The sequence below is a fragment of the Chryseobacterium indologenes genome, assembly GCF_001295265.1.
Taxonomy (GTDB): Bacteria; Bacteroidota; Bacteroidia; order Flavobacteriales; family Weeksellaceae; genus Chryseobacterium; species Chryseobacterium indologenes_A.
This window is the reverse complement of sequence record NZ_LJOD01000001.1, coordinates 245,045-268,636: the sequence shown is the minus strand read 5'-3', so window position 1 is coordinate 268,636 and position 23,592 is coordinate 245,045. Positions and strand designations below refer to the sequence as shown.

26 protein-coding genes and 1 pseudogene are annotated in these 23,592 nt (G+C 37.0%); 22 read left to right on the top strand and 5 right to left on the bottom strand.

Annotation, left to right across the window (positions count from 1 at the left end):
* Window positions 1–63: 63 nt before the first annotated feature.
* The 19 genes from AOB46_RS01165 (at window position 64) to gcvP (ending at window position 15,977) form a co-directional block, all read left to right on the top strand.
* Window positions 64–471: a VOC family protein gene (locus AOB46_RS01165; RefSeq protein WP_062696212.1), complete on the top strand. Its 408-nt coding sequence runs from the start codon at window positions 64–66 to the stop codon at window positions 469–471.
* Between the two features lie 45 nt (window positions 472–516).
* Window positions 517–927 carry a VOC family protein gene (locus tag AOB46_RS01160; protein ID WP_062696211.1) on the top strand — a complete coding sequence of 137 codons (411 nt, stop codon included), beginning with the start codon at window positions 517–519 and terminating at the stop codon, window positions 925–927.
* 275 nt (window positions 928–1,202) lie between these two features.
* Window positions 1,203–1,664, top strand: coding sequence for a DinB family protein (locus tag AOB46_RS01155; RefSeq protein WP_062696210.1), 462 nt, complete (start codon window positions 1,203–1,205; stop codon window positions 1,662–1,664).
* Window positions 1,665–1,800: 136 nt separating this feature from the next.
* Window positions 1,801–2,325, top strand: a complete 525-nt coding sequence (locus tag AOB46_RS01150) for a hypothetical protein (protein WP_062696209.1) — start codon at window positions 1,801–1,803, stop codon at window positions 2,323–2,325.
* Between the two features lie 3 nt (window positions 2,326–2,328).
* Complete coding sequence (locus AOB46_RS01145; RefSeq protein WP_062696208.1) at window positions 2,329–3,105, top strand: alpha/beta fold hydrolase; 777 nt, start codon at window positions 2,329–2,331, stop codon at window positions 3,103–3,105.
* Between the two features lie 75 nt (window positions 3,106–3,180).
* Window positions 3,181–3,612: a VOC family protein gene (locus AOB46_RS01140; protein ID WP_062696207.1), complete on the top strand. Its 432-nt coding sequence runs from the start codon at window positions 3,181–3,183 to the stop codon at window positions 3,610–3,612.
* Between the two features lie 76 nt (window positions 3,613–3,688).
* Window positions 3,689–4,102 (top strand): SRPBCC family protein, encoded by a 414-nt coding sequence (locus tag AOB46_RS01135; RefSeq protein ID WP_062696206.1) that lies wholly within the window; start codon window positions 3,689–3,691, stop codon window positions 4,100–4,102.
* A 35-nt stretch (window positions 4,103–4,137) separates the two neighbouring features.
* On the top strand, window positions 4,138–4,386 hold the full coding sequence (locus AOB46_RS01130; protein WP_241489141.1) for a DNA-directed RNA polymerase subunit alpha C-terminal domain-containing protein: 249 nt from the start codon (window positions 4,138–4,140) through the stop codon (window positions 4,384–4,386).
* Between the two features lie 102 nt (window positions 4,387–4,488).
* Window positions 4,489–5,355, top strand: a complete 867-nt coding sequence (locus AOB46_RS01125) for a VOC family protein (protein ID WP_062696204.1) — start codon at window positions 4,489–4,491, stop codon at window positions 5,353–5,355.
* Between the two features lie 60 nt (window positions 5,356–5,415).
* Window positions 5,416–6,249: an SDR family oxidoreductase gene (locus tag AOB46_RS01120; protein WP_062696203.1), complete on the top strand. Its 834-nt coding sequence runs from the start codon at window positions 5,416–5,418 to the stop codon at window positions 6,247–6,249.
* Window positions 6,250–6,319: 70 nt separating this feature from the next.
* Window positions 6,320–6,748, top strand: a complete 429-nt coding sequence (locus AOB46_RS01115; RefSeq protein ID WP_062696202.1) for an SRPBCC domain-containing protein — start codon at window positions 6,320–6,322, stop codon at window positions 6,746–6,748.
* A gap of 63 nt (window positions 6,749–6,811) precedes the next feature.
* Entirely contained in the window at window positions 6,812–7,252 is a 441-nt protein-coding gene (locus AOB46_RS01110; protein ID WP_062696201.1) for an SRPBCC family protein, read from the top strand.
* Window positions 7,253–7,418: 166 nt separating this feature from the next.
* Window positions 7,419–7,877, top strand: a complete 459-nt coding sequence (locus AOB46_RS01105; RefSeq protein WP_062696770.1) for a DoxX family protein — start codon at window positions 7,419–7,421, stop codon at window positions 7,875–7,877.
* 188 nt (window positions 7,878–8,065) lie between these two features.
* Window positions 8,066–10,072, top strand: coding sequence for an alpha/beta hydrolase family protein (locus AOB46_RS01100; protein WP_062696200.1), 2,007 nt, complete (start codon window positions 8,066–8,068; stop codon window positions 10,070–10,072).
* Between the two features lie 174 nt (window positions 10,073–10,246).
* The gene (locus AOB46_RS01095) at window positions 10,247–10,825 is read left to right on the top strand and encodes an RNA polymerase sigma factor (RefSeq protein WP_062696199.1); all 579 of its coding nucleotides are present in this window, start codon (window positions 10,247–10,249) and stop codon (window positions 10,823–10,825) included.
* Between the two features lie 13 nt (window positions 10,826–10,838).
* The gene (locus AOB46_RS01090) at window positions 10,839–11,171 is read left to right on the top strand and encodes a hypothetical protein (protein ID WP_062696198.1); all 333 of its coding nucleotides are present in this window, start codon (window positions 10,839–10,841) and stop codon (window positions 11,169–11,171) included.
* A gap of 92 nt (window positions 11,172–11,263) precedes the next feature.
* Complete coding sequence (locus AOB46_RS01085; protein ID WP_062696197.1) at window positions 11,264–11,521, top strand: hypothetical protein; 258 nt, start codon at window positions 11,264–11,266, stop codon at window positions 11,519–11,521.
* Window positions 11,522–11,805: 284 nt separating this feature from the next.
* Window positions 11,806–12,453: a J domain-containing protein gene (locus AOB46_RS01080; protein ID WP_062696196.1), complete on the top strand. Its 648-nt coding sequence runs from the start codon at window positions 11,806–11,808 to the stop codon at window positions 12,451–12,453.
* A 665-nt stretch (window positions 12,454–13,118) separates the two neighbouring features.
* On the top strand, window positions 13,119–15,977 hold the full coding sequence (gene gcvP, locus AOB46_RS01075; protein WP_062696195.1) for an aminomethyl-transferring glycine dehydrogenase: 2,859 nt from the start codon (window positions 13,119–13,121) through the stop codon (window positions 15,975–15,977).
* Window positions 15,978–16,068: 91 nt separating this feature from the next.
* Here the strand turns inward: gcvP and AOB46_RS01070 are convergent, their stop codons facing one another.
* From AOB46_RS01070 to AOB46_RS01055, 4 genes and pseudogenes are all read right to left on the bottom strand, one after another.
* Window positions 16,069–16,641 (bottom strand): hypothetical protein, encoded by a 573-nt coding sequence (locus tag AOB46_RS01070; RefSeq protein WP_062696194.1) that lies wholly within the window; start codon window positions 16,639–16,641, stop codon window positions 16,069–16,071.
* Between the two features lie 475 nt (window positions 16,642–17,116).
* A complete protein-coding gene (locus tag AOB46_RS22840; protein WP_082376991.1) occupies window positions 17,117–17,296 on the bottom strand; it encodes a hypothetical protein in 180 nt (59 codons plus the stop codon).
* An 892-nt stretch (window positions 17,297–18,188) separates the two neighbouring features.
* Window positions 18,189–18,914: pseudogene (locus tag AOB46_RS01060) on the bottom strand (YggS family pyridoxal phosphate-dependent enzyme); the annotation flags it as partial.
* Window positions 18,911–19,630: an AAA family ATPase gene (locus tag AOB46_RS01055; protein WP_062696192.1), complete on the bottom strand. Its 720-nt coding sequence runs from the start codon at window positions 19,628–19,630 to the stop codon at window positions 18,911–18,913. The gene AOB46_RS01055 and the pseudogene AOB46_RS01060, both read right to left, overlap by 4 nt.
* A gap of 1,027 nt (window positions 19,631–20,657) precedes the next feature.
* Between AOB46_RS01055 and AOB46_RS01050 the strand changes: the two genes are divergently transcribed.
* Window positions 20,658–20,993 carry a DMT family transporter gene (locus tag AOB46_RS01050; RefSeq protein WP_062696191.1) on the top strand — a complete coding sequence of 112 codons (336 nt, stop codon included), beginning with the start codon at window positions 20,658–20,660 and terminating at the stop codon, window positions 20,991–20,993.
* A gap of 157 nt (window positions 20,994–21,150) precedes the next feature.
* On the opposite strand, the gene AOB46_RS01045 is transcribed toward AOB46_RS01050, so the two are convergent.
* On the bottom strand, window positions 21,151–21,522 hold the full coding sequence (locus AOB46_RS01045; RefSeq protein ID WP_241489140.1) for a hypothetical protein: 372 nt from the start codon (window positions 21,520–21,522) through the stop codon (window positions 21,151–21,153).
* Between the two features lie 251 nt (window positions 21,523–21,773).
* On the opposite strand from AOB46_RS01045, the gene AOB46_RS01040 reads away from it, so the two are divergent.
* Window positions 21,774–22,850 carry a sensor histidine kinase gene (locus AOB46_RS01040; RefSeq protein ID WP_062696190.1) on the top strand — a complete coding sequence of 359 codons (1,077 nt, stop codon included), beginning with the start codon at window positions 21,774–21,776 and terminating at the stop codon, window positions 22,848–22,850.
* A complete protein-coding gene (locus AOB46_RS01035) occupies window positions 22,847–23,569 on the top strand; it encodes a LytR/AlgR family response regulator transcription factor (protein ID WP_062696189.1) in 723 nt (240 codons plus the stop codon). The genes AOB46_RS01040 and AOB46_RS01035 overlap by 4 nt, the downstream gene beginning before the upstream one ends.
* Window positions 23,570–23,592: the final 23 nt, after the last annotated feature.

The following is a 23,592-nucleotide window of genomic DNA, read 5'->3' as shown; positions in this document are numbered from 1 at the left end:
AAGTTGACTTTCATAGAAGCTTGGTAATTTTGGTTAAAAGTTAAACACTTAAAAATTACAAAAATGAAAGTCAGCCAAACCTATGTAAACCTTCCGGTAAAGGACGTGCAGAAAACCAGAACATTCTGGACGAAGCTTGGTTTTTCCATCAACGAGCCTTTTTCTGATGATAAGGCAGTATGCGTTATTATAAAAGAAGACATGTATATCATGTTCTTAAAAGATGACTATTTCCAGACTTTCTCAAATAAGCCGGTTCCAAAAGGAGATACAGCTGAGGTGTTATTAGCCTTTGGACTGAACAGTCGTGAAGAGGTAGACCGTATCGTAAACATTGCTTTGGAAAACGGAGCTACCCAGCATGAAGAACCACAGGATTACGGATGGATGTACCAGAATTCTTTCTGGGATCCTGACGGGCATGGATGGAATATGACCTTTGCCGACATGTCTCAAATGCCTTCAGAATAATTAAGAAAATTGTATTACTCAAAGTTTAACACTAAAAATTACAAAATGAAAATCAGTCAGATCTATGTCAATTTACCCGTAAAAGATGTACAGAAAACCAGAGCATTCTGGACGAAGCTAGGTTTTTCCATCAACGAACAATTTTCAGATGATAAAGCGGTGTGTGTTGTGATGAAAGAGGACCATATATACACCATGTTTCTGAAAGAAGAATTTTTTCAGACATTTACCAACAGGCCTTTCGCAAAAGGAGATACCACACAGGTGCTTCTTGCTGTAGGCGTAGACAGCCGTGAAGAAGTAGACCGCATAGTGAGCACAGCCCTTGAAAACGGAGGCTCAAAATACAGCGAACCACAGGATTACGGATGGATGTATCAGAGTGCTTTTGCTGATATAGACGGACATCAGTGGGAGATAACACATGGAGATGTTTCCCAGATGCCTGCGGAATAATTTAATATATATAACCCTTTTTTCAGAATCAAAACATCCGCAATATCAGTAATAATAGAAATCTGCCTAATCTGCTATAAAATAAAGTCACCACAAAGATCTGAGAACACCTGAGAGATCTGCGGGAAACAAAATAATGCGCAGGAAAATCAGGGGTTTTCAAAATCATTAGTGGGGTCCATGGTGTAAAACTATTTATACCACAGCAATTCGAAAGATTTTTTCAGTTACAAAAGAAAAAATAATCACATCTACCAAAAGCAAAAATATCAGGTATGGAAACAAAGTCAAACGATATCGAAATTATAAAAAGACAGACATCCGCTACTTACAGGATAGTCTCTCTGAATACGGAAGGAATATCTGAAGAAGAATCCATGATTTTTCCCAATGGTGAAGCCAACTGTATGAACTGGATTTTAGGGCACCTGATTTATATAAGAAATGCTTTTTTAAACTTATTAGGTGAAGAATCAGTTTGGGATAGTGAAAAATTCTCATGCTATAACAGAGGAGAAAATCCTTTGGACAGGAAAGGTGAATTCGTCACTTTTGAAGAACTGAAATCGTATTTTCAGGAAACCCAGAGCAGACTGGAAAAGGCTCTTGATACTACAGAAAGCTTCATACCCGAATCTGTTAATGATATTGCAACTTTATCACTCCATGAAATTTATCACGGCGGACAGCTTGGTTATCTCAGAAGAATCCTGGGAAAACCCGGGGCAATAAAATAGAGTAAAAACTGCTCAATCTGTTAGTGAAAAAACTCTCCACAAAAAATCTTTGATATCTGTGGAAGACGAAAAGGACTTTATCTGTTAAGAAGAACAGAAACAGAATACGTTATTGTTAACACTAAAAAATAAAGAAATGGATACCCCAAAATCAAAAAAAATGGAGCTCGTTATTCCTGCCTACAGGATGCATTCGCAGAGTTTTGTGAATGTTCTGGACGGCATTTCGGAAGAAGATGCTTTGAAAAGAATTGAAGGAAAAACCAATCATATCGTCTGGATGGCAGGAAACTTTGTCAACATGCGGTACGGTCTGGGCTGGGTTCTGGGACTTCGTGATGAAGATCCTTACAATGAGCTTTTTTTTCAGGGCAAAACATTGGATGAAAGCTTTAACTATCCGAGCCTGGCTGATCTGAAAAAGAGCTTTCATGAAATTTCTCCGAAAGTCTACCAGAAATTGTGGGAAGTATCGGATGAAGAGCTGGATGAAATCTTTGAAATCGGAATGAATGTTCCGTTTATCAAGGAAACCAAGTTCAATTTTGCAGGAATGTGCATCGGACGTGAAGATTATCTGTGCGGACAGATTGGATTGATGAGAAGAATTCTGGATTATCCGGGAATGAAATACGATGTGGATGAGAATCTAAAATACTGATCGATGGAGCCTAACGAAAAAGGATATAAAAAGGTCAATGGAATCCGTATACATTATGAGGTCTACGGTACCGGAAAACCTGTTGTACTGATTCATGGAGGAGGTTCTTCTATTTTATTTGACTTTAAAGAAGTTATCGCAAGACTGAACGGGAGATTTCAGCTGATAGGAATTGATTTGCAGAATCATGGTATGAGTGATCATCGTGATATCCCCGAAACCTTCGAGCAGGATGCCCGCGATGTTGTTGCCGTACTGAAAGAGCTTCAAATTGAAAAAGCTTCGTTCTGGGGATTCAGCAATGGTGGGAATACCGTAATGCAGATTGGTCATCTTTATCCTGAAATCACAGAAAAGCTTATTGTAGCCTCATCTTTTTTCAAAAAAAGCGGTATGATGGATGGTTTCTTCGAGAGTATGGCAGAAGCCACCCTGGAATCGATGCCGGAGCCTTTGAAAATCAACTTTCTGAACCTGAATCCTGATTTTTCTAAGCTTGAAAACATGTTTGATAAAGACAGCAAAAGAATGCAGACTTTTGAAGACTGGAATGAAAAGATTCTCACAGATATAGAAGTTCCAGTATTATTTATCAGTGGAGATCAGGACGTGATGAAGCCCGAGCATGTTGTGGAAATGTGGCGCTTGGTAAAGGGCTCTCAACTGATGATTCTGCCTGCAGGGCATGGTTCATATATGATGGCAGACTTTGAAGGCAATACAGATTCCGGGCTTATAGATCTTACCGTACATGAAATAGAAAAATTTTTAAACTCTTAAAAACAGCCGGCAGCACAGTTATTTTGTCCTGTTGGAACTAAAAAAAATCAATAACAATTTTAAAACTTAGAAATTATGGCAAAATTAAATCCGTACTTAAATTTTGATGGGAAAGCAGAAGAAGCGTTTACTTTTTATAAATCTGTTTTCGGTGGAGAATTCCTGGGAGAAGTTCACAAAATGGGAAATGCTCCCGGAACAGAGAACCTTTCTGAAGAAGAAAAAAACAGGGTAATGCACATTGCGCTGCCAATTGGTAACGACCTGCTGATGGCTTCTGATATTGTTCCCGGATTCGGGCAGACGCTTACCGTTGGAAATAATAACTATGTATCTATCTTCCCGGACTCCAGAGAAGAAGCAGACAGACTGTTCAAAGGACTTTCTGAAGGCGGAAACATAGAAATGCCTATTGAAGATCAGTTTTGGGGAGACTATTTCGGAAGTTTTCAGGATAAGTATGGTGTTCATTGGATGGTGAACTATAATGAAGAATATTCAAAATAATCTTATATTTAACTTAAATTATCAAGGGACGGTTCATACCGGGCCGTCCTTTCCTAAACATTAAAAAATTAGAACTATGGACCCGATTAAAATAGACATCACAATTTTAGCCCCGGTAGATAAGGTCTGGGATTATTTTAACGAACCAAAACATATAACAAAATGGAATTTTGCCCATGAAAGCTGGCAGTGTCCAAGTTCAGTTAATGATTTGAGAGTAGGAGGAACATTCAAAAACAGGATGGAAGCGAAAGACAAAAGTTTCGGATTTGATTTTGAAGGAACCTATGATGAGGTTATTCCCAATGAAAATATCAAGTACCATATGGAAGACGGCCGGAAGGTAGAAGTTATTTTTGAGAAAATAGATGGAAATACAACCAAGGTCACTGAAATTTTTGACCCCGAGAAACAAAACTCCGTGGAAATGCAGCGGGAAGGTTGGTATGCCATTCTCAATAATTTCCACAAATATGTTGAAAATCACTAAAATACCTGTTTGCAATCATGATAAACTTAGTTATAATGGCCCAATGTTTAAGCTCGGTTTGTGCCGTTAGTCATGTTGTTAAAAATGATCATTTCCTGCAGGGTGTCCTTGCCGCACCTGCAAGAAGAGCTTTGCAAAAAGAAAAAATAGACTCTTTGGAAAAGCTTTCGGATTATTCTGAAGAAGATATCCGGAAACTGCATGGTTTTGGTAAAAATGCTATGGATAAGCTGAAGAATTATATGAAAGAGCACCAGATCTCTTTTAGAGATATCTATACCTGAACCATTATTAAATATGAATAAAATAATCATGCCGCTCAATTATGTTTAATGATTTCAATGGCATGACAGATAAACTTATATCATTCCCCTTAAATTTAACTTATGAATAACGATATTTTTCCATGCCTCTGGTATGACGGAGAGGCAAAAGAATCCGCTGAATTTTATTGCAAAGTATTTAACGGAAAGATCACAGCAGATACTCCTGTTGTCCTGAATATTGAACTTTTCGGACAGAAACTGATGCTGCTGAATGGTGGACCACATTTCAAAAAAAATCCTTCCATTTCCTTTATGGTAATTTGCAGTACCGAAGATGAAGTACAGCAATACTGGGATAAACTTATGGAAGGAGGAATAGCACTGATGCCTCTGGATGCTTATTCATGGAGCAGCAAATACGGCTGGGTTCAGGATAAATACGGAGTAACCTGGCAGATATTCCTTGGAGATAAGCCAACAGAGCAGAAGATAATTCCTACCTTAATGTTCATCCATCAGAATAACGGAAAGGCAATGGAAGCCATGGAGTTTTACACTAAAACCTTCCCTGATTCAGGCATAGGAAATATTCTGAAATACGGTGATGGAGGAGAAGGTCATCCAATTCCGGAGCCTGCGGAAAATGTGCAGCATGCCCATTTTACCATTGATGGATACAGCTTTTTCTGTATGGATAATTCCTACGACCACCAGTTCGATTTTAATGAAGGTATTTCTATGGTCGTAATGACTGATGATCAGGAACAGACCGATCATTTCTGGAATACCCTTACTTCAGAAGGAGGAAGAGAAAGTATGTGCGGATGGCTGAAAGACCGATACGGAATGAGCTGGCAGATTGTTCCTAAAAAACTTATCCAGCTGATGAGTGATCCGGATCAGGCAAAAGCCCAGAAAGTCGTTCAGGCGATGATGAAAATGCAGAAAATTGTCATACAGGATCTGGAAAACGCTTATAACTCTTAAGAAAAAAATAAATTTCCCTTTCGGCTTGTTGTTTGATGCATTTAACGTAAAGATTTGCTTATGAAAACACAGAACAAGTCACAATCTAAATCTAAAGTTCCTAAGGAAGGACTGTTTCCGGAGATTATCAGGAATGATTATCTGGGAAGCAGGAAGCTGGCAGATAAAAAAGCTGTTATTTCCGGTGGAGACAGCGGAATAGGACAAGCCGTAGCCGTTCACTTTGCAAGAGAAGGCGCAGATGTTGCCATCATTTACAAAGAAAGTGATGATGACGCGAAAGAAACCAAAAAACTGGTAGAAAACGAAGGCCGGAAATGTACTCTGATTAAAGGAGATCTTACCCGGAAAGCATTCCGGGAAAAATGTGCGGAAAAAATAAAGAGCTTATGGGGAAATTTGGATATCCTGGTTAATAATGCAGGAATTCATACCTCAAAAGACTCCCTTGAAAAGGTTAAGGATGAACAGATACAGGAAACCTTTGAAACCAATATTATCTCCATGATCTCCCTTACAAGGCTTTTTTTGCCGATGATGAGAGAAGGAGGAAGAATCATCTGCACAACGTCTGTTACGGCTTATCGCGGAAGCGACCACCTGATTGATTATGCTGCGACAAAAGGAGCGATTCTTTCCTTTATCAGGTCATTGGCCGCCAATCTGGCAGAAAAGAAAATTCTGGTTAACGGGATCGCTCCCGGACCAATATGGACTCCGCTGGTAAAAGAAGCTTTTGATGATCTTTCTGAATTTGGGAAAGATACCCCTCTGAAAAGGGCAGGACAGCCTTCGGAAGTGGCGCCGGCATATGTTTTTCTTGCTTCAAGAGATGCAGATTACATCACGGGAGAAGTTATTCATATTAATGGAGGTGATTTTGTAGGAGGATGAGAATCCGGAAACAGACCGGCTTTTTATTTAGTACTCTGAAAAGTATGATTTAAAAAATTTAAAAATTTCAATGGAAAAACTATCATTTAAAATACAGATTGAAGCACCACCCGAAAAAGTATGGAATGTGCTGTGGGGTGAAATTACCTACCGGCAGTGGACAACCGCTTTCACAGAAGGCTCCTTTTATGAAGGAACCCTGGAAAAAGGAAGTATTGTAAAATTCTTCGACCCGCATCAAAACGGAATGTACAGCCGCGTGGAACAGAATATTCCTCATAAGGAAATGAAATTTCTGCATCTGGGAGAAATTTATAACGGAATAGAAGTTCCTCAGAACTGGGGAGACGCTACAGAAACTTATCTGCTAGAAGAAACAGAGGACGGGACTGAACTAAAAGCTGAAATTCAGGCTCCGGAAGAATTTAAAAGTTTTTTTGAAGAGAAATTTCCGGATGCCATGCAAATTGTTAAGCATCTTTCGGAAAATCAGCTTTAAAAAATAAAGAGGACCGTTCTGATCTTTACAGTTATTATATATCAAACCACAAAAATTTAAAATATGGAAACCTTATCGTACGAAACAGTAATCAATGCTCCCAAGCAGAAAGTCTGGGATGTTCTTTGGAATCAGGATACTTACAGTGAATGGACAAAGTATTTCAGTCCGGATTCTAAAATGAATTCAGATTGGAAAGTGGGCGGGAAAACCTATTTCCTTAACGCAGAAGGAGAAGGCATGGTGTCAACCATTGACAGCATAGATAAGCCTAATCAAATTATTTTCAAGCATCTGGGTATGGTTGATAAAGAAGGAAATGAGGATACACAAAGCAAAGAAGTAATGGAGTGGAGCGGTTGCTTCGAAAAGTATCTTCTGACAGACTTTGACGGAAAAACAAAGCTTCATGCGGAAGTGCAGGTAGAAAAGGAATGGAGAGACCATCTGAATACAGGATTTATAAAAGGACTTGAAGTAGTAAAAAACCTTGCCGAAAAATAATAACAGAATATTTAATACAATATTGACCTTGCAGCCATCAAAGTCTGTGAGGTTTTTTGTTTTCTCTTAAAAGTTTGAATGCCCAATCTGTTCTTTATTGGGTAAAAAAGAAAAATACAAATTAAATTTTAGCAGTATCTTCACAATCAGATATAAAGGAAATTTTATGAAGCTATTAGTCATTCTTTTTGCAACTTTTATCTTTGGTCTTCTGGTAACGTTAATATTCCGGGAAAAAGCAGACCTTGTATTTTCAGGAAACCTTGCAATGGCTGTCTTTATTATTTTTACCGGACTTTCCCATTTTAAATTTCAGAAAGGAATGGTTATGATGATTCCTGATTATATTCCCGGGAAACTCTTCTGGGTATATTTTACAGGGATTATTGAAATTGCCGCCGGAATAGGGCTGATGATTCCGCCTCTTCGTGAATTTACAGCTGTTTCGCTGATCTGCTTCTATATTCTGGTTTTTATAGCCAATATTCATTCATCCAGAAAACAGATCAATATTTTTAAAGCAGATCACACCGGGCCGGGAATGAAATATCTTTATACCCAGAGGATTCCGATGCAGCTGATCCTGATTGCCTGGACATGGTACTTCGGAATACACCTGAATTAAAAAATGCTCCGAAAATTTTGCCCCCTTTAAAGACCAGTTTTTCAACCCTTATTCATTTTTTTTCATAAATTAGGGATAAGTCATGTAACATTTTGATAGTGTGAAGAGTCTAACTAATAAGAAATGTTTATTCTTTTATTGATTAAAAAGTGTAAATGGTAAATATAGTTTAACTTAAAACACAAGTTATGAATTTCAATACTAAAATTTTCGGTGCGGCACAGATCGTACTATCTGCTATGATGATGAATGCACAGACTTCAACGGCTAAGCTGCCGGGTGATCCCACACTTCCGTCTGATAAAGCTACCCTTGAAAAGCTGGTTTCCTATGATAAAGGAAATTTTAAATATAAAGTGGAAGATTATTTTGCAAGACCAAAAGCTTCACAGTTTAAATTGTCTCCGGACGGACAGTATCTTTCCTATAAAGAAAAGGATAAGGACAGTAAAAATCATGTTTACGTTAAAAATCTTAAAACCGGAAAGATTACTAAAGCTATTGCAGAAAAAGACGATCTGATTGATAGCTATGGCTGGCTGGATAAAAAGCGCCTGTTCTATACCCAGGATAAAGGAGGGGATGAAAATATCCATTTATATGCTGCTGACATTGACGGGAAAAACCTTAAAGACCTTACCCCGTTTGAAGGAATTACATTAAATGATATAACACTGATCAAAGATACAGAGTATGTTGTGGTATGCATGAATAAAAATAACAAACAGATCTTTGAACCGTACAGGATTAATTTCAATACTGGTGAAATGACGCAGCTTTATGAAAACAAAGATGTAAATAACCCTATTGACGGCTATCTCTTTGATAAGGACGGAAACCTGAGAGGGTACTCAGTTCTTGAAGGAGGATTAACAACAAAAAACTATTATAAAGATCTTCAGACCGGAAAATTCAATCTTATAAAATCTACAGACTGGAAAGACAGTTTCAGCATCATCCGCTTTAATAATAATTCTAAAAATAAGGATGAGGCATATGTTTACACAAATCTGGACAGTGATAAGGCAAGAATTGTATTGTATGATCTTAAGAAAAATACTGTTATTAAAGAAGTTTATTCCAACCCGGTATATGATGTAGGCTCTATAAGAGTAGCAGGAAAAAACAGGAATTATGAACTGGATTACATCAGCTACAGTGGAGTGAAGAGTGAAACCATTCCTGTAAGTAAGTTTTATAAGGAAATAGATGATCAGCTGAAAAAAGAGTTTGGAGATAAAGAATTCGAAGTTGTTTCATCAGATGATAATAATGAGAAGCTTCTGGTGATTGTAAGCAGCGATAAGCTATACGGAACCTATTATGAATATGATACCAAAACCAAAAAGACAAAGCTGCTTTACGATCTGATGCCGATGCTGAAAGAAGCTGATATGGCAGAAATGAGGCCTATTGAATTCAAAAGTAGGGACGGCTTAACGATTCACGGTTATATTACCCTTCCCAAAGCAGCTCTTGAAGGTAAAAAAGTACCAATGATTGTCAACCCTCACGGAGGTCCGCAGGGAGTCAGAGATGAATGGGAATTCAATCCTGAAGCACAGCTTTTTGCCAGCAGGGGATATGCAACCCTTCAGGTAAACTTCAGGATTTCGGGCGGATATGGAAAAGAATTCCAGAAAGCAGGGTACAAGCAGATCGGAAGAAAAGCAATGGATGATGTGGAAGACGGAGTAAAATATGCGATTTCGCAGGGCTGGGCAGATAAAGATAAAATTGCCATCTATGGAGGTAGCCACGGAGGATATGCAACATTAATGGGACTGATCAAAACTCCTGATCTGTATGTGTGTGGGGTAGACTACGTAGGCGTTTCCAATATCTTCACTTTCTTTGATTCTTTCCCGGAATACTGGAAACCTTACAAAGAAATGGTAAAAGAGATCTGGTATGATCTTGACAATCCTGAAGAAGCGAAAATTGCTAAAGAAGTATCTCCGGTATTTCAGATTGATAAGATCAAGAAACCATTATTTGTGGTACAGGGAGCTAATGATCCAAGAGTAAATATTAATGAATCTGACCAGATTGTAAAAGGAATGCGTGCTAAAGGCTATGAGGTTCCTTACATGGTAAAATATGATGAAGGCCATGGATTCGGAAAAGAGCAGAACAGAATTGAGCTGTATAAATATATGCTGGGCTTTTTTGCCAAAAATTTCAATAAAAAATAAGCAGAAATTTTTATAATGTTGAAAGCGGAAGGTATCAATACTTTCCGTTTTCTTTTTGCCGGTATGATGAAATTATAATGATGAAAATGCCGGTGAATAAGCAGTTTTGTCATTCCTCATAAAATTTTTTTAAATTTATTAAAGTAAAACCAAAAGGCAGTCCGTCATATCAGTATGGAGGTTGTCGAAGAAATATCAATGCCACAGAAGGATAAGGAAAGCATCATCTCACAGACCGTTTCAAAGTACGGAGGAAAGCTGATGTCTTATATTCGTCCTAAAGTGAAAAACACAGAAGATGCGGAAGATATTCTGCAGGAAGTGTGGTACCAGTTCAGCAGTCTGACCAATCTGTCAGAGATTGTCAACGTCGGAGGATGGCTGTACAGGGTAACAGCTAATAAAATCACGGACCGTTACCGTAAAAAGAAGACAGAAAATCTGGAAGACTTTGTTTATGAAGATGAAGACGGAGAATTTTCCATTAAAGATATCCTGCTGATGGATGACAGTGCCGGTCCTGAGATTAAAATGTTTCAGGATGAGATCTGGAAAAAGTTATTTGAGGCCCTTGACGAACTTCCCGAAAAACAAAGACTGGTCTACGTAGAAAATGAGCTGAATGATAAAACGCTTCAGGAAATCGCTGATGAACAGGGAGAAAATATCAAAACCATCATCAGCCGTAAAAACTATGCCGTAAAACACTTAAGAAACAGGCTGAGAAAATTATACGAAGATTTAAAAAGTTAGTAAAAAAGAAATTATGAATCATAAACACAAAAAAGGCTGGATTTTTTTATTGTTATGTCCGCCGCTGATCCTATTAGCCGTTACCTGGATTGTTATGCTGCTCTGGAACTGTCTTCTTCCTGAAATTCTGGGGGTGAAATCCATTACATTCTGGCAGGCAATGGGAATCCTGATCCTGAGTAAAATTCTTTTCGGAGGTTTTCATTTCGGAAAAGGGATGAAAGATTTCAAAGAAAGAAAAATGAGAGAAAAAATGGAAGGACTTTCGCCTGAAGAAAGAGAGAAGTTCAAAGAAGTCTGGAGAAACAGATGCTCAGGTGGATTCTTCAACAGAAACAACGAATAATTTAAAAATTTTATAGAAGTAGTAAAGTAAAATTAAAATTCATTCGTCTATATAAAACAACAAGAAGTAGTAAAATTTAAAATTTTGAAAAAATGAAAAATTCAGCATTAAAAGGAGCTCTTGGAGCATTAGCTGTTGTGGGCGTAGCATTAATTGCTAAAAAAGCAGTGCAAAGAAAAAGATTTATTAAAGGTATTTTTAATGAATACGGAATCAGGGAAAGATCCCCTTTCGGACTGGCAGATAAGATCAGAGAAATGAATGATGAGCAGTATCAGGAACTGAAAGGAAAATTCAAAAAAGAATTTGCATCAGGATGCTGCAGAAAAGACCAGAGCTTTGAAGCATAAAAAAGTAAAATACTAAATTGAAATTGTTTAATCCGGGCGCGGGAAGCAAAGCTTCCCGCGCCCGGATTTTTTGTTATAAGAATCTGTCTGTATGAGCGATAGTTACGGATTAATCTCAAAACCGGATATCCGATATCAACTATAACCTGACAGTTTTTTGAGGTCTGTTAGGGTTTAATTAATGAGCCATAACCTGGGTTCAATAAAATATCCTAAAAAAAAATCTGTGTCTCCGGCAAAATCTGCGGAGAATAAAAACTTAATCCTTATTTTTGCATAGTTCAATGAAAGATTACTACTATTTTCTCGGGATTTCTCAGGATGCTTCGGAAGAAGACATCAAAAAGGTTTATAGAAAACTTTCTTTAAAATACCATCCGGATAAAAACGAAAATGATGATTTCTTTGCAGACCGTTTCCGCGAAATTCAGGAAGCCTATGAAACATTGAGCGATCCGGCCAGAAGAAAAGCGTATGATCAGAATTTAGAGAGTCATCAGAAAAGCTTCAGATATAATATTCCGCCTGCTATCAAAACGTTTACAGCGAATAAAATTCATGCTAAAAAGGGGGAGGAGATTATCATCAGCTGGCAGACAAGCAATGCAGATGTGGTGAAAGTATTGCCTTTCGGTCTGGAAAAACCTTATGGCGAGAGAATATTTAAGATCACAGAATTTAAAGACGGAAAATTTCAGCTGCTGCTTCATGCCACCAATTCACTGCTTCATAAAACGGTTGTACAGGGAATTACCATTACAGAAGCCTTTGATAATGATACTGAAAAATTCAAAAATACGGTAGAGGAAATGTTTAAGCCTCAGCCCAGAACAGTGGCAAACAGATACGGCCAACCGAAAATTGTAATGCTGATCTGGGGGATTATTCTTTTAATAATCGCTGCCTATGTACTTTTCAATAACTTAATTTAAATTAAGCCATCTTTTTTCTGCCGGGACATTTCTTACATCTTTTCCCTTTCTTGAATTTTTTACAGCAGGATTTCTTTTCACAGAACATATCTTCATTATGGAATGCGTATACAGGAGATAAAGGCGGTACTTTAAATGGGACTATCATATTCATGGTACAAATATATTAATTTAGAATAAATATAATTAATAAAAATTCATAAATCTGACAAAACCTGATTATCAGCATGTTTTCCAGTGGAATCATAGTTGGATTTTCATGCAAAAACCTCTTTTCTGTTCCTGTAAATTTCCCGGAAAATAGCCGATCATGCGTAAAAGCTTGGGACTGAATAAAAATCTTTACAGAGAATGCCTTGTTTTTGATTTATACCTTTTTGATTACGTTGAATCTTCAGTGTCAGGAAAGATTGAAAAATTACAAGGATGCTTCAGAACAATCACATGATGAACATAATAATATGTTCTGCATATGGAATACCCCTCCTTTGGAAACTCAGTAAAAGAGGTTTTTGAATTTTGTTTAATAAAATAATGTTAACCTGTTTATTTTGAAATTCATATTTTGTTTTTGTTGAAATATCATCAATTTTGGATTATTGTACAATCCTGTAAAAAATTGTAATTTTACGAATCTTTTTTACAACAAAATCTAATAAATAAAAATGAATACAGAACAGTTTGTGAACCGTCACATTTCCCTTAATGAAGCCGATAAACAGGCGATGTTGGAAAAATTGGGCGTTTCAAGTATTGAAGAGTTAATTTCTCAGACTATTCCTTCTTCTATCCGTTTAGAGAAAGATCTGGAGATCTCGGAACCACTTTCAGAATATGAGATGCTGAACCATTCAAAAGAATTGGCATCAAAGAATACTGATTATACAAGCTACATTGGTTTTGGGTACCATAATACGCTTTTGCCGTCAGCCATTCAGAGAAATATCTTTGAAAACCCAAGCTGGTATACGGCTTATACTCCATACCAGGCAGAAATTGCACAGGGAAGACTAGAAGCTCTTCTGAACTTCCAGACTGTAGTATGCGACCTTACCGGGTTTACACTCGCTAATGCTTCTCTTTTAGACGAGTCAACAGCTGCCGCTGAAGCCATGCATATGTTCTTTAACAACAGAACAAAGGATCAGAAAAAAGCAGAAGCTAATAAATTCTTCATTTCAGAACTTGTTCTTCCTCAGACCGTTTCTGTATTAAAAACAAAAGCAGAAGGACTGGGTATAGAAATAGTAGTGGGTGACCATAAAACCCATGCATTTGACGCTTCTTATTATGGCGTTTTATTACAATACCCGGGCAAAAACGGTATTGTTTTAGACTATACAGAAGATATTGCAGAATATAAGAAACTGGATTTACAGGTGGTTGTGGCTTGTGATCCGATGGCCTTGGTTAAATTAAAATCGCCTGCTTCCATGGGAGCGGACTGTGCTGTGGGAACTACACAGAGATTTGGTATTCCGTTGGGATACGGAGGACCTCACGCCGCATTCTTTGCTTGTAAAGATGATTATAAAAGAGATATTCCGGGAAGAATCATTGGGGTTTCTCAGGATATGTACGGAAGACGTGCATTAAGAATGGCTTTACAGACCAGAGAGCAGCATATCAAAAGAGAAAGAGCTACTTCAAATATTTGTACAGCTCAGGTTCTTTTAGCTGTTATGGCCGGAATGTATGCCGTTTATCACGGTCCAAAAGGTTTGAATTATATCGCTGATCAGATCCATTTTAAAGCCAATGCTTTGAAAAACGGTCTTAAAGCATTAGGATATCAGACTGTAGAAGAGCCAATCTTTGATACTGTGAAAATCCTTTTAAGTGAAGATGAAAAAGGAAGGCTGATGAGAATGATGCTTGACCACAGACTGAACCTGAATTACTTCACTGAAGGTGTAGTAAGTATTGCAATTAATGAAAGTACAACATTGGATAAATTGAATTATTTAATGGCTTCTTTCGCTCAGTTCAAAGATAAGCAGACCTTTAAACTGGAAATTAAAGAAGGATACAGCATTCCTGAAGAGAACTTAAGAAAAGACGAGATCCTTACAGAACAGGTATTCAACAAATATCACACGGAGACAGAATTAATGCGTTATATCAAACGCCTTGAAAGAAAAGACCTTTCGTTAACACATTCTATGATCTCTCTTGGTTCTTGTACCATGAAGCTGAATGCAGCTACAGAAATGCTTCCGCTGTCATGGGATAACTGGGGAAGCGTTCACCCGTTTGTACCGGTAGATCAGGCTGGCGGTTACCAGGAAATGATCCGTGAACTAGAAAAAGACCTTGCACAGATTACAGGTTTTGCAGGAACATCTCTTCAGCCAAATTCAGGAGCTCAGGGAGAGTATGCAGGATTAATGGTAATCAGGGAATATCATATCTCCAGAGGAGAAGGACACCGAAATGTAGTGCTGATCCCTCAGTCTGCACACGGAACCAACCCTGCCTCTGCAGCAATGGCCGGAATGAAGATTGTTGTAGTGAAGAATCTTGAGAACGGAGAAATTGATTTCGAAGATCTTAAAGCTAAGACAGAATTGCATTCTGAAAACTTATCATGTGTAATGATCACATATCCTTCTACGTACGGATTCTTCGATGCCAACATTAAAGAAATTACAAGCCTGATCCACGAGCACGGCGGACAGGTATATATGGATGGAGCCAACATGAATGCTCAGGTTGGATTTACAAGTCCCGGAAACATCGGAGCAGATGTTTGTCACCTTAACTTACACAAAACTTTCGCAATTCCTCACGGGGGAGGAGGTCCTGGAGTGGGTCCAATCTGCGTAGCTAAGCATCTTGTACCTTTCCTTCCTTCCAATGCGAATATCAGAATCGGAGCTAAAGAAGCCATCGATGGTATTTCTGCAGCGCCTTACGGTTCAGGATTGATCCTTAACATTTCTTATGCTTACATCAAAATGCTGGGTACTGAAGGTCTGAAAAAAGCAACAGGACACGCTATCCTGAACGCAAACTACCTGAAAGAAGTATTAGCAGAGCACTTCCCGATCCTATATTCAAACGAAAACGGAAGAGTAGCTCACGAATGTATCGTAGATTTCCGTCAGTTCAAATCTCTGGGAATTGAAGTGGCTGATGTAGCGAAGAGACTAATGGACTATGGGTTCCATGCTCCTACTGTTTCATTCCCGGTTGCAGGAACCCTGATGATTGAGCCTACAGAATCTGAAAGCAAAGCAGAAATTGACCGTTTCGCAGAAGCGCTGATTTCCATCAAAAAAGAAATTGATGAAATCGCTAACGGAGAAGCAGACCAGGTTAACAACGTACTGAAAAACGCTCCTCACACTGAGCAGGTGGTTGTTTCTGATTCATGGGACAAACCATACAGCAGAGAAAAAGCAGCATATCCGCTGGAATGGGTAAGAGACCACAAATTCTTTGCTTCTGTATCCAGAGTAGACGAAGCTTACGGAGACAGAAACTTAGTATGTACTTGTGAGCCGATTGAAGCTTATATGTAATCTCAGTTTTTTAGATATAACAAAATCCCTTTCAGTAATGAGAGGGATTTTTTGTTATTGAAAACGAAGCAATATATCTTCTGGTATAGAATTATGAATTATTGTCAATAATTCCAGCCAGGGCGGTCACAACTTCATGATGTTTTCCGTTCGGATATTTGCCTGAATAATTCTGGTTTAAGGCTGAAGAAGTATAGTTGTTGTTATCCTGAAGCTCTTTTGTTAAATTAAAGATATAATTAAGCTCTTTAGCTTCCTCAACATATTTCCCGGATGGGAAGAGATTTTCATATTTCTCCACTAGATCATTGGCAGGAATAAATTCCTGAGTAGCTGTAATCATAATTTTACAGAAACCGGCTTCACAGTCAATAAGAGATTTGTAAGAATCTACTGCGGATTCCCAGATGTTGTCTTCACATACATCAGCATCAAATCCATATTCTAATGCCTTGGAATAATGATGGGTAGCACCCCAGTAATCACGTTTAGAGAGGTAAATCATTGCGCCGATCTGGTTGTGATAGATTGCTTTGTTGTTAGGAAACTTTTCCAGTAAAGCTTTGGAAAGTTGTAAAGCTTCTTCATAATTTCCGGCTTGAATAGTGTTTGAAAGTGTCCAGAAATCATTTTTTTCTTCTTCCGATATAAAATTGATAGCCATGGTTTTAGTTTAAACGGTTTTAGTATTAAATTGTAAATATAATGTTGGTTAAATTCGGGATTTTACTATTTATTATCATTTTTAATTTCATTTTTAATTTCATTTAAGTAGTCGAGGCTTCATAAAGTAAAGAGCTGTAAGGCATAATTTTTATCTTCGGGAAACGGTCCTGCAGAGGGATGGCCGAATTAACAAGTAGATCAATGTAGCTATTCTTTTTTCCATGACTGTCATTCTCCATAATGTACTCATGTAATAATTGGTTTTTGAGTTTTAACAGGGTTATTATGCAACATTTGTATTAAAAAATGTGCAGGCTCCAAAAATAAACAAATATTTTTCTTTTAACCCCGAATTAAAATAAATATTTGTTATATAATTGAATATTACGGTAAAATATTTCTTATTGTATAGCTCATAAAAAATCACCTTTCATGGATTGAAAGGTGATATGAATTGATTGAGTTCTGTTATTTTACCTTTTTTTATAGCTGTACGCTATAAAAATAGCAATTCCCATAGCGAGAAAGGTGATCATTGAAACGGTTTCAATGGAAGCTTCACTTCTGTTCATTGGTGAAGGAGCTGGCCTGTCACATGAAAAAAAGAATAATGCCGTCATCAGAAGGCATCCAAAGAGTAGTTTTTTTGTCATAAGTGTATTTGTTTGGTTACTAATAAATTATGAGCAAAAAATGTACCGGATTTTTGGAACGAATATAAAGGAGTTATTTTGTATTTTTCAGATGGGTTTTAAATTCTTCAAATATTAGGGTAAGCTCATCTAATAAAGCCTTTTTTTCAGGAAAACTCAGAAGTTTTCTGGTTATGAGTTCTTCATAAGCTGCTAATTCTTCATTTTTTAACTCTTTAATTTCCTGTTCGAATAGTGGATTGATCTCATCTGTAAAAAAAGAGAAAAAATCGTATTTCATAAATACATCAAACAAATTTCTTCTGAATTCTTTAATCTTGTTAAGATCAATTTTAAAAATGCCTAGAAGGTTTTTTATTTTATTCCAGTCATCACCTCCGCATCCGGGAAGTTGGGAATAATCAACGTCGCCTTCCAGATTTTGAAATATTTCATCCAGATCAGAATCAATATTTTCAATAATTCCGGAGCGGTGAGAATAGATATTACAGAACCCACCTAATAAGATATAGGTAATAAATGATAGAAAATTTGATTTATTAAAGTTGCCTTTTTCAAGATTTTTATATCTTTCATCATATATTTGTATGTCATTATTGTCTTCGTTATAATAATCTTTACTTTTCCCATAATAAATTAGATGAAAAGGATTATTTTTAGGGTCATAGGTTATTTTAGGATTCTTTTTGTCAAAAAATAAACCTGTTGTTTTCCCAAAATCAAACCCTAGTTCTTTACAGATTATTTTCCCGATTAAATGACCGGTTTCATGCCAGTATATATCTTTTACAGACTGATCTTCTTTAGCGGATTCATCATCATGATCATCCATAAAATAGTCAGCTAGGCTTTTCTGAGCATCAAAGTTGAATATTGATTCATCAGAGCCTGTCTTTTCATTCCAATAGTAGCTGTCCGGATATGCTCTTGCTCCAAAAACGGCAGTTCCCAACCGTACAATTGTGGAGCCTTCTTCAATGGCGGTCTCCAGGTCTCCGCTCATGCCCATAGAAAGCTCTTTCATTTCCACATTAGGAATATTCCAGGAAATTATTTCCTGTTGAAGATTTTTAAGGATTTTAAAACAATTCCTTACTTTCTCTGTTTCCGCACTGAATAAACCGATCGTCATCAGCCCTTTGATTTTTAAAGTACTGAATTCTGCAACTTTTCTGGTCAGTTCCAAAGCTTCATCAGGATGAACGCCGAACTTGCTTTCCTCCTGCGAAGTATTCACCTGAATTAGTATTTCAATGGTTTTTCCTTCAGATAAAAGCCTTTGATGAAGTTTCTCAGCTAGATCCAGACGGTCAAGAGACTGTACACAAATGACATCATGCTTCAGAATATCTTTAATTTTATTGGTCTGCAAATGTCCGATGAAATGATTTTCATGAGGAATATCTTTAAGATCTTCGTATTTTTCCTTCAGTTCCTGTACTTTATTTTCGGCAATTAAAGTCTGGCCATTCTCCAAAGCAACTTTAATACGGTCTGCAGAAACCGTTTTTGTTGCCAGAAGTAGCCTCACTTCTTTAGGATCTCTGCCTGCTTTTTCACACGCTTTTCTTATCCTGTCATTAATGACACCGATGTTGTGAAGGATATCTTCTTTCATGATTGGGAGATTTTCTGACTTTCTAGTTTTTTGATCAGCGCAGATTTTACAGAAGTTAGTGCGTAGTCCTTGGCTTCAGCAAAAGAAATCTCATATTTCCGCTCAATATTCTGGAATTCTTCCGGAAATTTAGACAGAAGATCATCATAAAAAGTATCCAGAAATTCTGCGGATGGCATTGTATAATTGATCTTTAGCTGAAAACGTCGTAACAAAGCCGTATCAATGATTTCAGGATGATTGGTTGCGCACAGGAGAAGGGCGTTTTCAGGATAATAATCAATCAGCTGGATCAATGTATTCACCAGTCTTCTCATTTCCCCTACATCTTTGTCGTCGCTTCCCCGGGCTTTACCAATCTGGTCCAGTTCGTCCAGAAAAAGAACCGATCGTTCTCTTGCTGCTTTATCAAATATCATTTTAATATTCTGGGAGGTTTCCCCAATACGGGATGAAACAATATTGCTGAGATTCAGAATGATGATATTTTTACCTAAAGCATTGGCTATAGCTTTGGCTGTCATCGTCTTTCCGCATCCGGAACTGCCCTGCAGCAGAATTTTGTTATTCACAGGCAGGCCGTATTCCTGAAGTTCTTTCACGTACGTATGTTCCTTGATAAGCTGTACAAGCTGTTCCCGGTTTTGAGCATCAAGAAATACATCATTAAGGCCCACCTGTTCTTTGTCCTGAATAATAAGGTTATACAGATTCATGCTGATTTGAAAAAAAAGATTTTTACTAAAGACAAAGATAGCGCTTTATTAAATGAGGTACAGGTCCTGAAAAAGAATAAAAGAGTAGTCCAGAGGAGAAATATAAGTTAAATAAACCCTGGAAAATAAGAAAAGCCGTACAGAAGTACGGCCAGACTATTGGGATATATAAATTTGTTATGAAGTTCAGTGTGAAGTTATGTTTTTGGGCCCTTTTACTCCAATGAGTAAAAGAGCGGGATCTGATATAATCAGATTAAAAACATAAACAATACAATTAATATAGTTGTTCTATAGGCTTTCTGCTTTATTAGAACTTAGTTTCTTTCTTCTCTCTTTACAGTTGCGAAATAAGAAGAAAAAACTACTAAACATGTTGCGATACCGATGTAAGTTATCATTTTGTTTTATTTTTAATTATTTGACTTTATTTTATCAATTTTACAATTGCAATATTACAACTTTCAAATCACGTGCCAAAGCAAATAATCATGATGTATATCAGTGTGTTATATTCATATATTCTTAATTTTTAGTGAATTTTTGTTTACGGTAAATTAATATGTTATTGAGAATTTATTAATATATTTATTGTCTTATCTGTAAAATTTTATAAAAATGATAACGCTTTGAATGCTTCTATATTGAAGTTGATAAAACAAAAAATAAGAAATGCGATGCATAATACCATTGTGTAATGAAGATCGTAAGCAGGAGAATTTCATCGGATGGTGATTTTTTATGTTAAGAAAACTTATTCTTGTCTCCGGAATTTATTATTCTAAATTCTTATTAGTGGCAGTTTTTATGACATCATTTTTCTGAGATATTATCACAGGTGCTTGAAATAATGTCATATTGCTGGCAGACTGTCAGTATTTTAAGTGGCCTTTAAAGGATAAATTCCCTGTTTCCTGTCAGCAGAATGAAATAAATTATGTATTTCATCATAGATAAGTGCTTCTTCAAACCCTTTTGATTGCTGGGAAAGAAACAGTTTTCATTATTTTTGTATAAAATCATCCGTATGGGACGTAGTTATGTTTTCCTTGCCTTAGCCATTATATTCGAGATTATTGCAACCAGCTTTCTGAAAAAATCAGAAGAATTTTCGAAACTATGGCCCTCTGTTATTACGGTGATAGGATATGCTGCTGCATTTTATTTTCTGAGCATTACCCTCCGGCAGATTCCGGTTGGGATAACTTATGCCATCTGGTCCGGAGTGGGCATTGTTTTTATCACCCTTATTGGTGTGGTGGCTTTTAAACAGGTCCCGGACCTTCCTGCAATAATTGGTATTGCCCTGATTGTTATTGGAGTAATTGTTATTAATGTGTTCTCAAAGATGGGAACGCACTAAATTTGGAAGGGTGGATGAGAAAAGGGGGAGGATGGGGTGTTTTTATAGATGATAGATAAGGTGGTTAAGTTTATTGGCAGGATGGTCCGGCTTAATATAAAAGTCAGGCGATTTTCATTAAAAAAGAGGACGAGCTGTTCCCGATGTTTTCATGATGTTATTTTAATTGTTGGATGGCAGACTGGAAAAAGTTGAACCTGAATATTCTGTCATAAAATATTTCAATGCTGTTTTCGATGATGAAATCGGTATAGCGGGTGCTGTCGGTGGTCAGATCCTCTTCTACAAAAACAAACCAGAGCTCTTTGAGTTCATTATGCCTTTTGAATTCCTCAAACGCATTCCAGTCAAATGGCGTGGAATGTTTCATATCATAAAATAAAATACCTTTCCGGATACCTTTTTCTTCTATAATATTAATAGGATGCTGAATATAGTTCAGGATTTTGAGGGGCTGATGATAGCATTCTGCAAAATGATGAAGATCAATAAGCTGTATTACTTTTTCTTCCTGTTGGGATTCTGTCATATAAGAACATTTTGAAGTTATTTCCTTTGTTAATTCCTGAAAAACGGCTAATTCCATAAGCATAATTTGAACGGGGCAAAGAAATAAAGAATAAATATGCTGCCGGAGATTTTTATACGAAACCGCATTTATATTATACAAAATCAGAAAAGAGGAAAATTGGTATAATAAAATTCAGGGTTGGTATAATATTATATGAATAGTTTGCGGTATTCTCTATTTTTGTTCCTGTATTTATTACTCCGGAAAATATGAAATTGAGCAGCTACAGATTCAAAGAAACACTTGTTATGGACTTTCTTACGGAAGACCGGTTCAGACTTTCCAGGCACCTGCTGTTTTTGGTTTTCTTTTTTCTCCTGCTTTACAGTGCCCGGTTCTGGCATTGGTATTCCGGTATATATCAGTATTACATTCTCTTTTTTGTGTATATAATGCTGATTACAATGGTTTACATTAATATCTATGTTCTCGTACCCAGGTTCTTTTTTAGGGCAAAATATATTACGTATCTTATACTGTTGGTTTTAATGGGAGTAATAGGGCTGAATATTATCGGGTATGGATTTAAAACACTATTCTCCGATTTTAGAATTATCAACATAAAAAAAGAAGGCGAAAAGGGAAGTATCTATGAAGGAGTTCTGATGTGTGTACCCATTATTCTTACCACTACTACCGTAAAGCTTTTACAGAAATGGATTCATGACAACAAAAGGATTATGGAACTCAGTAATCTTACCCTTCAGATGGAACTGAATGAACTCCGTAATCAGATCAATCCGCATTTTCTGTTCAATATGCTGAATAATGTGAAAGCACTTACCCGGACAGATCCGGAAAAAGCATCCACAGTGATCGTTAAGCTGTCAGAATTCCTTAGATATCAGCTTTACGAAAACAGTGAAGAAAAGACGCTGCTGGCCTCAGAGATTGATTTCCTTTCCAACTTTCTTGCTCTCGAAAAGATAAGAAGAGAAAATTTTTCCTTTGATATTGAAGCTGATACAGAAAACAGAGCTTCAAAGAATATTTTTATTCCTCCCAATCTATTCACTACTTTTGTTGAAAATGCTGTAAAACACAGTGCTGATATCAGCGGAAAAGGTTCTTATATCAGGATTATCATCAGAGTCGACAATAAAGAATTGTTCTTTACCTGTATCAATTCCAGAGATCCAAAATTTATGATATCCAACGAAAAGTACAGCGGACTGGGGCTTGCCAATAGTAAAAGAAGACTGGAACTATTATATGGCAGTACATTTGACCTGAAAATTGATTCCGGAGAAAAAGAATATACCGTAAACTTAAAAATTCCTGTATGAATTGTATTATAGTAGATGATGAACCGCTGGCAAGGGCTGAAATGCGCTCATTGATCAGTGAAATTTCAAAAGTGGATATTCTCGGGGAGTTTTCTAATGCACCGGCAGCATTGGATTTTCTTAAAACCCATGAAACAGACCTTATTTTTCTGGATATTGAGATGCCCATGGTTACCGGCCTTGAATTCGCCGGAATGCTGCCCGAAGGATCACTGGTTATCTTTACAACAGCATATTCCCAATACGCACTGAAAAGTTATGAGCTGGAAGCAGTAGACTATCTCCTGAAGCCTGTTAACCCTGAACGGCTTCAAAAAGCAATAGATAAAGCCATCCTGTATACCGAACTTTTATCTAAGGATACCATAAAAAATACCGTAGAATCCAATACTGCAGATTTCCTGTTTATAAAAGCAGACCGCCGGTTCTATAAGATCAGCTTTTCAGATATTAAATTTATTGAAGGCCTGAAAGATTATGTTGTAATCCATACCCGCCAGCAAAAGCTTATTACAGCCATGAATCTGAAAACCATTCATCAGAAAATTTCCTGGAATACCTTTCTGAGGGTCAGTAAATCATATGTGGTGAACATAGATTTTATTGATTCATTCGATAATCATAATATCTATATCGATGAATCTGAAATTCCCATAGGAGAGGTCTACAGATCTGAATTCTTTACAAAATATGCAGGCGGATTCCTGAATTCTGATTAGCAATTCGTGAATGGGCAGCAGAA

Excerpts from the sequence above, each read along its gene's own strand:
- AOB46_RS01090 (WP_062696198.1), top strand. The coding sequence starts at position 10,839 with ATGAATCATAAACACAAAAAAGGCTGGATTTTTTTATTGTTATGTCCG.
- AOB46_RS01095 (WP_062696199.1), top strand. The coding sequence starts at position 10,247 with ATGGAGGTTGTCGAAGAAATATCAATGCCACAGAAGGATAAGGAAAGC.
- AOB46_RS01040 (WP_062696190.1), top strand. The coding sequence starts at position 21,774 with ATGAAATTGAGCAGCTACAGATTCAAAGAAACACTTGTTATGGACTTT.
- AOB46_RS01080 (WP_062696196.1), top strand. The coding sequence starts at position 11,806 with ATGAAAGATTACTACTATTTTCTCGGGATTTCTCAGGATGCTTCGGAA.
- AOB46_RS01115 (WP_062696202.1), top strand. The coding sequence starts at position 6,320 with ATGGAAAAACTATCATTTAAAATACAGATTGAAGCACCACCCGAAAAA.
- AOB46_RS01155 (WP_062696210.1), top strand. The coding sequence starts at position 1,203 with ATGGAAACAAAGTCAAACGATATCGAAATTATAAAAAGACAGACATCC.
- gcvP (WP_062696195.1), top strand. The coding sequence starts at position 13,119 with ATGAATACAGAACAGTTTGTGAACCGTCACATTTCCCTTAATGAAGCC.
- AOB46_RS22840 (WP_082376991.1), bottom strand. The coding sequence starts at position 17,296 with ATGACAAAAAAACTACTCTTTGGATGCCTTCTGATGACGGCATTATTC.
- AOB46_RS01125 (WP_062696204.1), top strand. The coding sequence starts at position 4,489 with ATGAATAACGATATTTTTCCATGCCTCTGGTATGACGGAGAGGCAAAA.
- AOB46_RS01110 (WP_062696201.1), top strand. The coding sequence starts at position 6,812 with ATGGAAACCTTATCGTACGAAACAGTAATCAATGCTCCCAAGCAGAAA.
- AOB46_RS01165 (WP_062696212.1), top strand. The coding sequence starts at position 64 with ATGAAAGTCAGCCAAACCTATGTAAACCTTCCGGTAAAGGACGTGCAG.
- AOB46_RS01045 (WP_241489140.1), bottom strand. The coding sequence starts at position 21,522 with ATGACAGAATCCCAACAGGAAGAAAAAGTAATACAGCTTATTGATCTT.
- AOB46_RS01100 (WP_062696200.1), top strand. The coding sequence starts at position 8,066 with ATGAATTTCAATACTAAAATTTTCGGTGCGGCACAGATCGTACTATCT.
- AOB46_RS01070 (WP_062696194.1), bottom strand. The coding sequence starts at position 16,641 with ATGGCTATCAATTTTATATCGGAAGAAGAAAAAAATGATTTCTGGACA.
- AOB46_RS01135 (WP_062696206.1), top strand. The coding sequence starts at position 3,689 with ATGGACCCGATTAAAATAGACATCACAATTTTAGCCCCGGTAGATAAG.
- AOB46_RS01035 (WP_062696189.1), top strand. The coding sequence starts at position 22,847 with ATGAATTGTATTATAGTAGATGATGAACCGCTGGCAAGGGCTGAAATG.
- AOB46_RS01140 (WP_062696207.1), top strand. The coding sequence starts at position 3,181 with ATGGCAAAATTAAATCCGTACTTAAATTTTGATGGGAAAGCAGAAGAA.
- AOB46_RS01120 (WP_062696203.1), top strand. The coding sequence starts at position 5,416 with ATGAAAACACAGAACAAGTCACAATCTAAATCTAAAGTTCCTAAGGAA.
- AOB46_RS01085 (WP_062696197.1), top strand. The coding sequence starts at position 11,264 with ATGAAAAATTCAGCATTAAAAGGAGCTCTTGGAGCATTAGCTGTTGTG.
- AOB46_RS01130 (WP_241489141.1), top strand. The coding sequence starts at position 4,138 with ATGGCCCAATGTTTAAGCTCGGTTTGTGCCGTTAGTCATGTTGTTAAA.
- AOB46_RS01150 (WP_062696209.1), top strand. The coding sequence starts at position 1,801 with ATGGATACCCCAAAATCAAAAAAAATGGAGCTCGTTATTCCTGCCTAC.
- AOB46_RS01050 (WP_062696191.1), top strand. The coding sequence starts at position 20,658 with ATGGGACGTAGTTATGTTTTCCTTGCCTTAGCCATTATATTCGAGATT.
- AOB46_RS01160 (WP_062696211.1), top strand. The coding sequence starts at position 517 with ATGAAAATCAGTCAGATCTATGTCAATTTACCCGTAAAAGATGTACAG.
- AOB46_RS01055 (WP_062696192.1), bottom strand. The coding sequence starts at position 19,630 with ATGAATCTGTATAACCTTATTATTCAGGACAAAGAACAGGTGGGCCTT.
- AOB46_RS01145 (WP_062696208.1), top strand. The coding sequence starts at position 2,329 with ATGGAGCCTAACGAAAAAGGATATAAAAAGGTCAATGGAATCCGTATA.
- AOB46_RS01105 (WP_062696770.1), top strand. The coding sequence starts at position 7,419 with ATGAAGCTATTAGTCATTCTTTTTGCAACTTTTATCTTTGGTCTTCTG.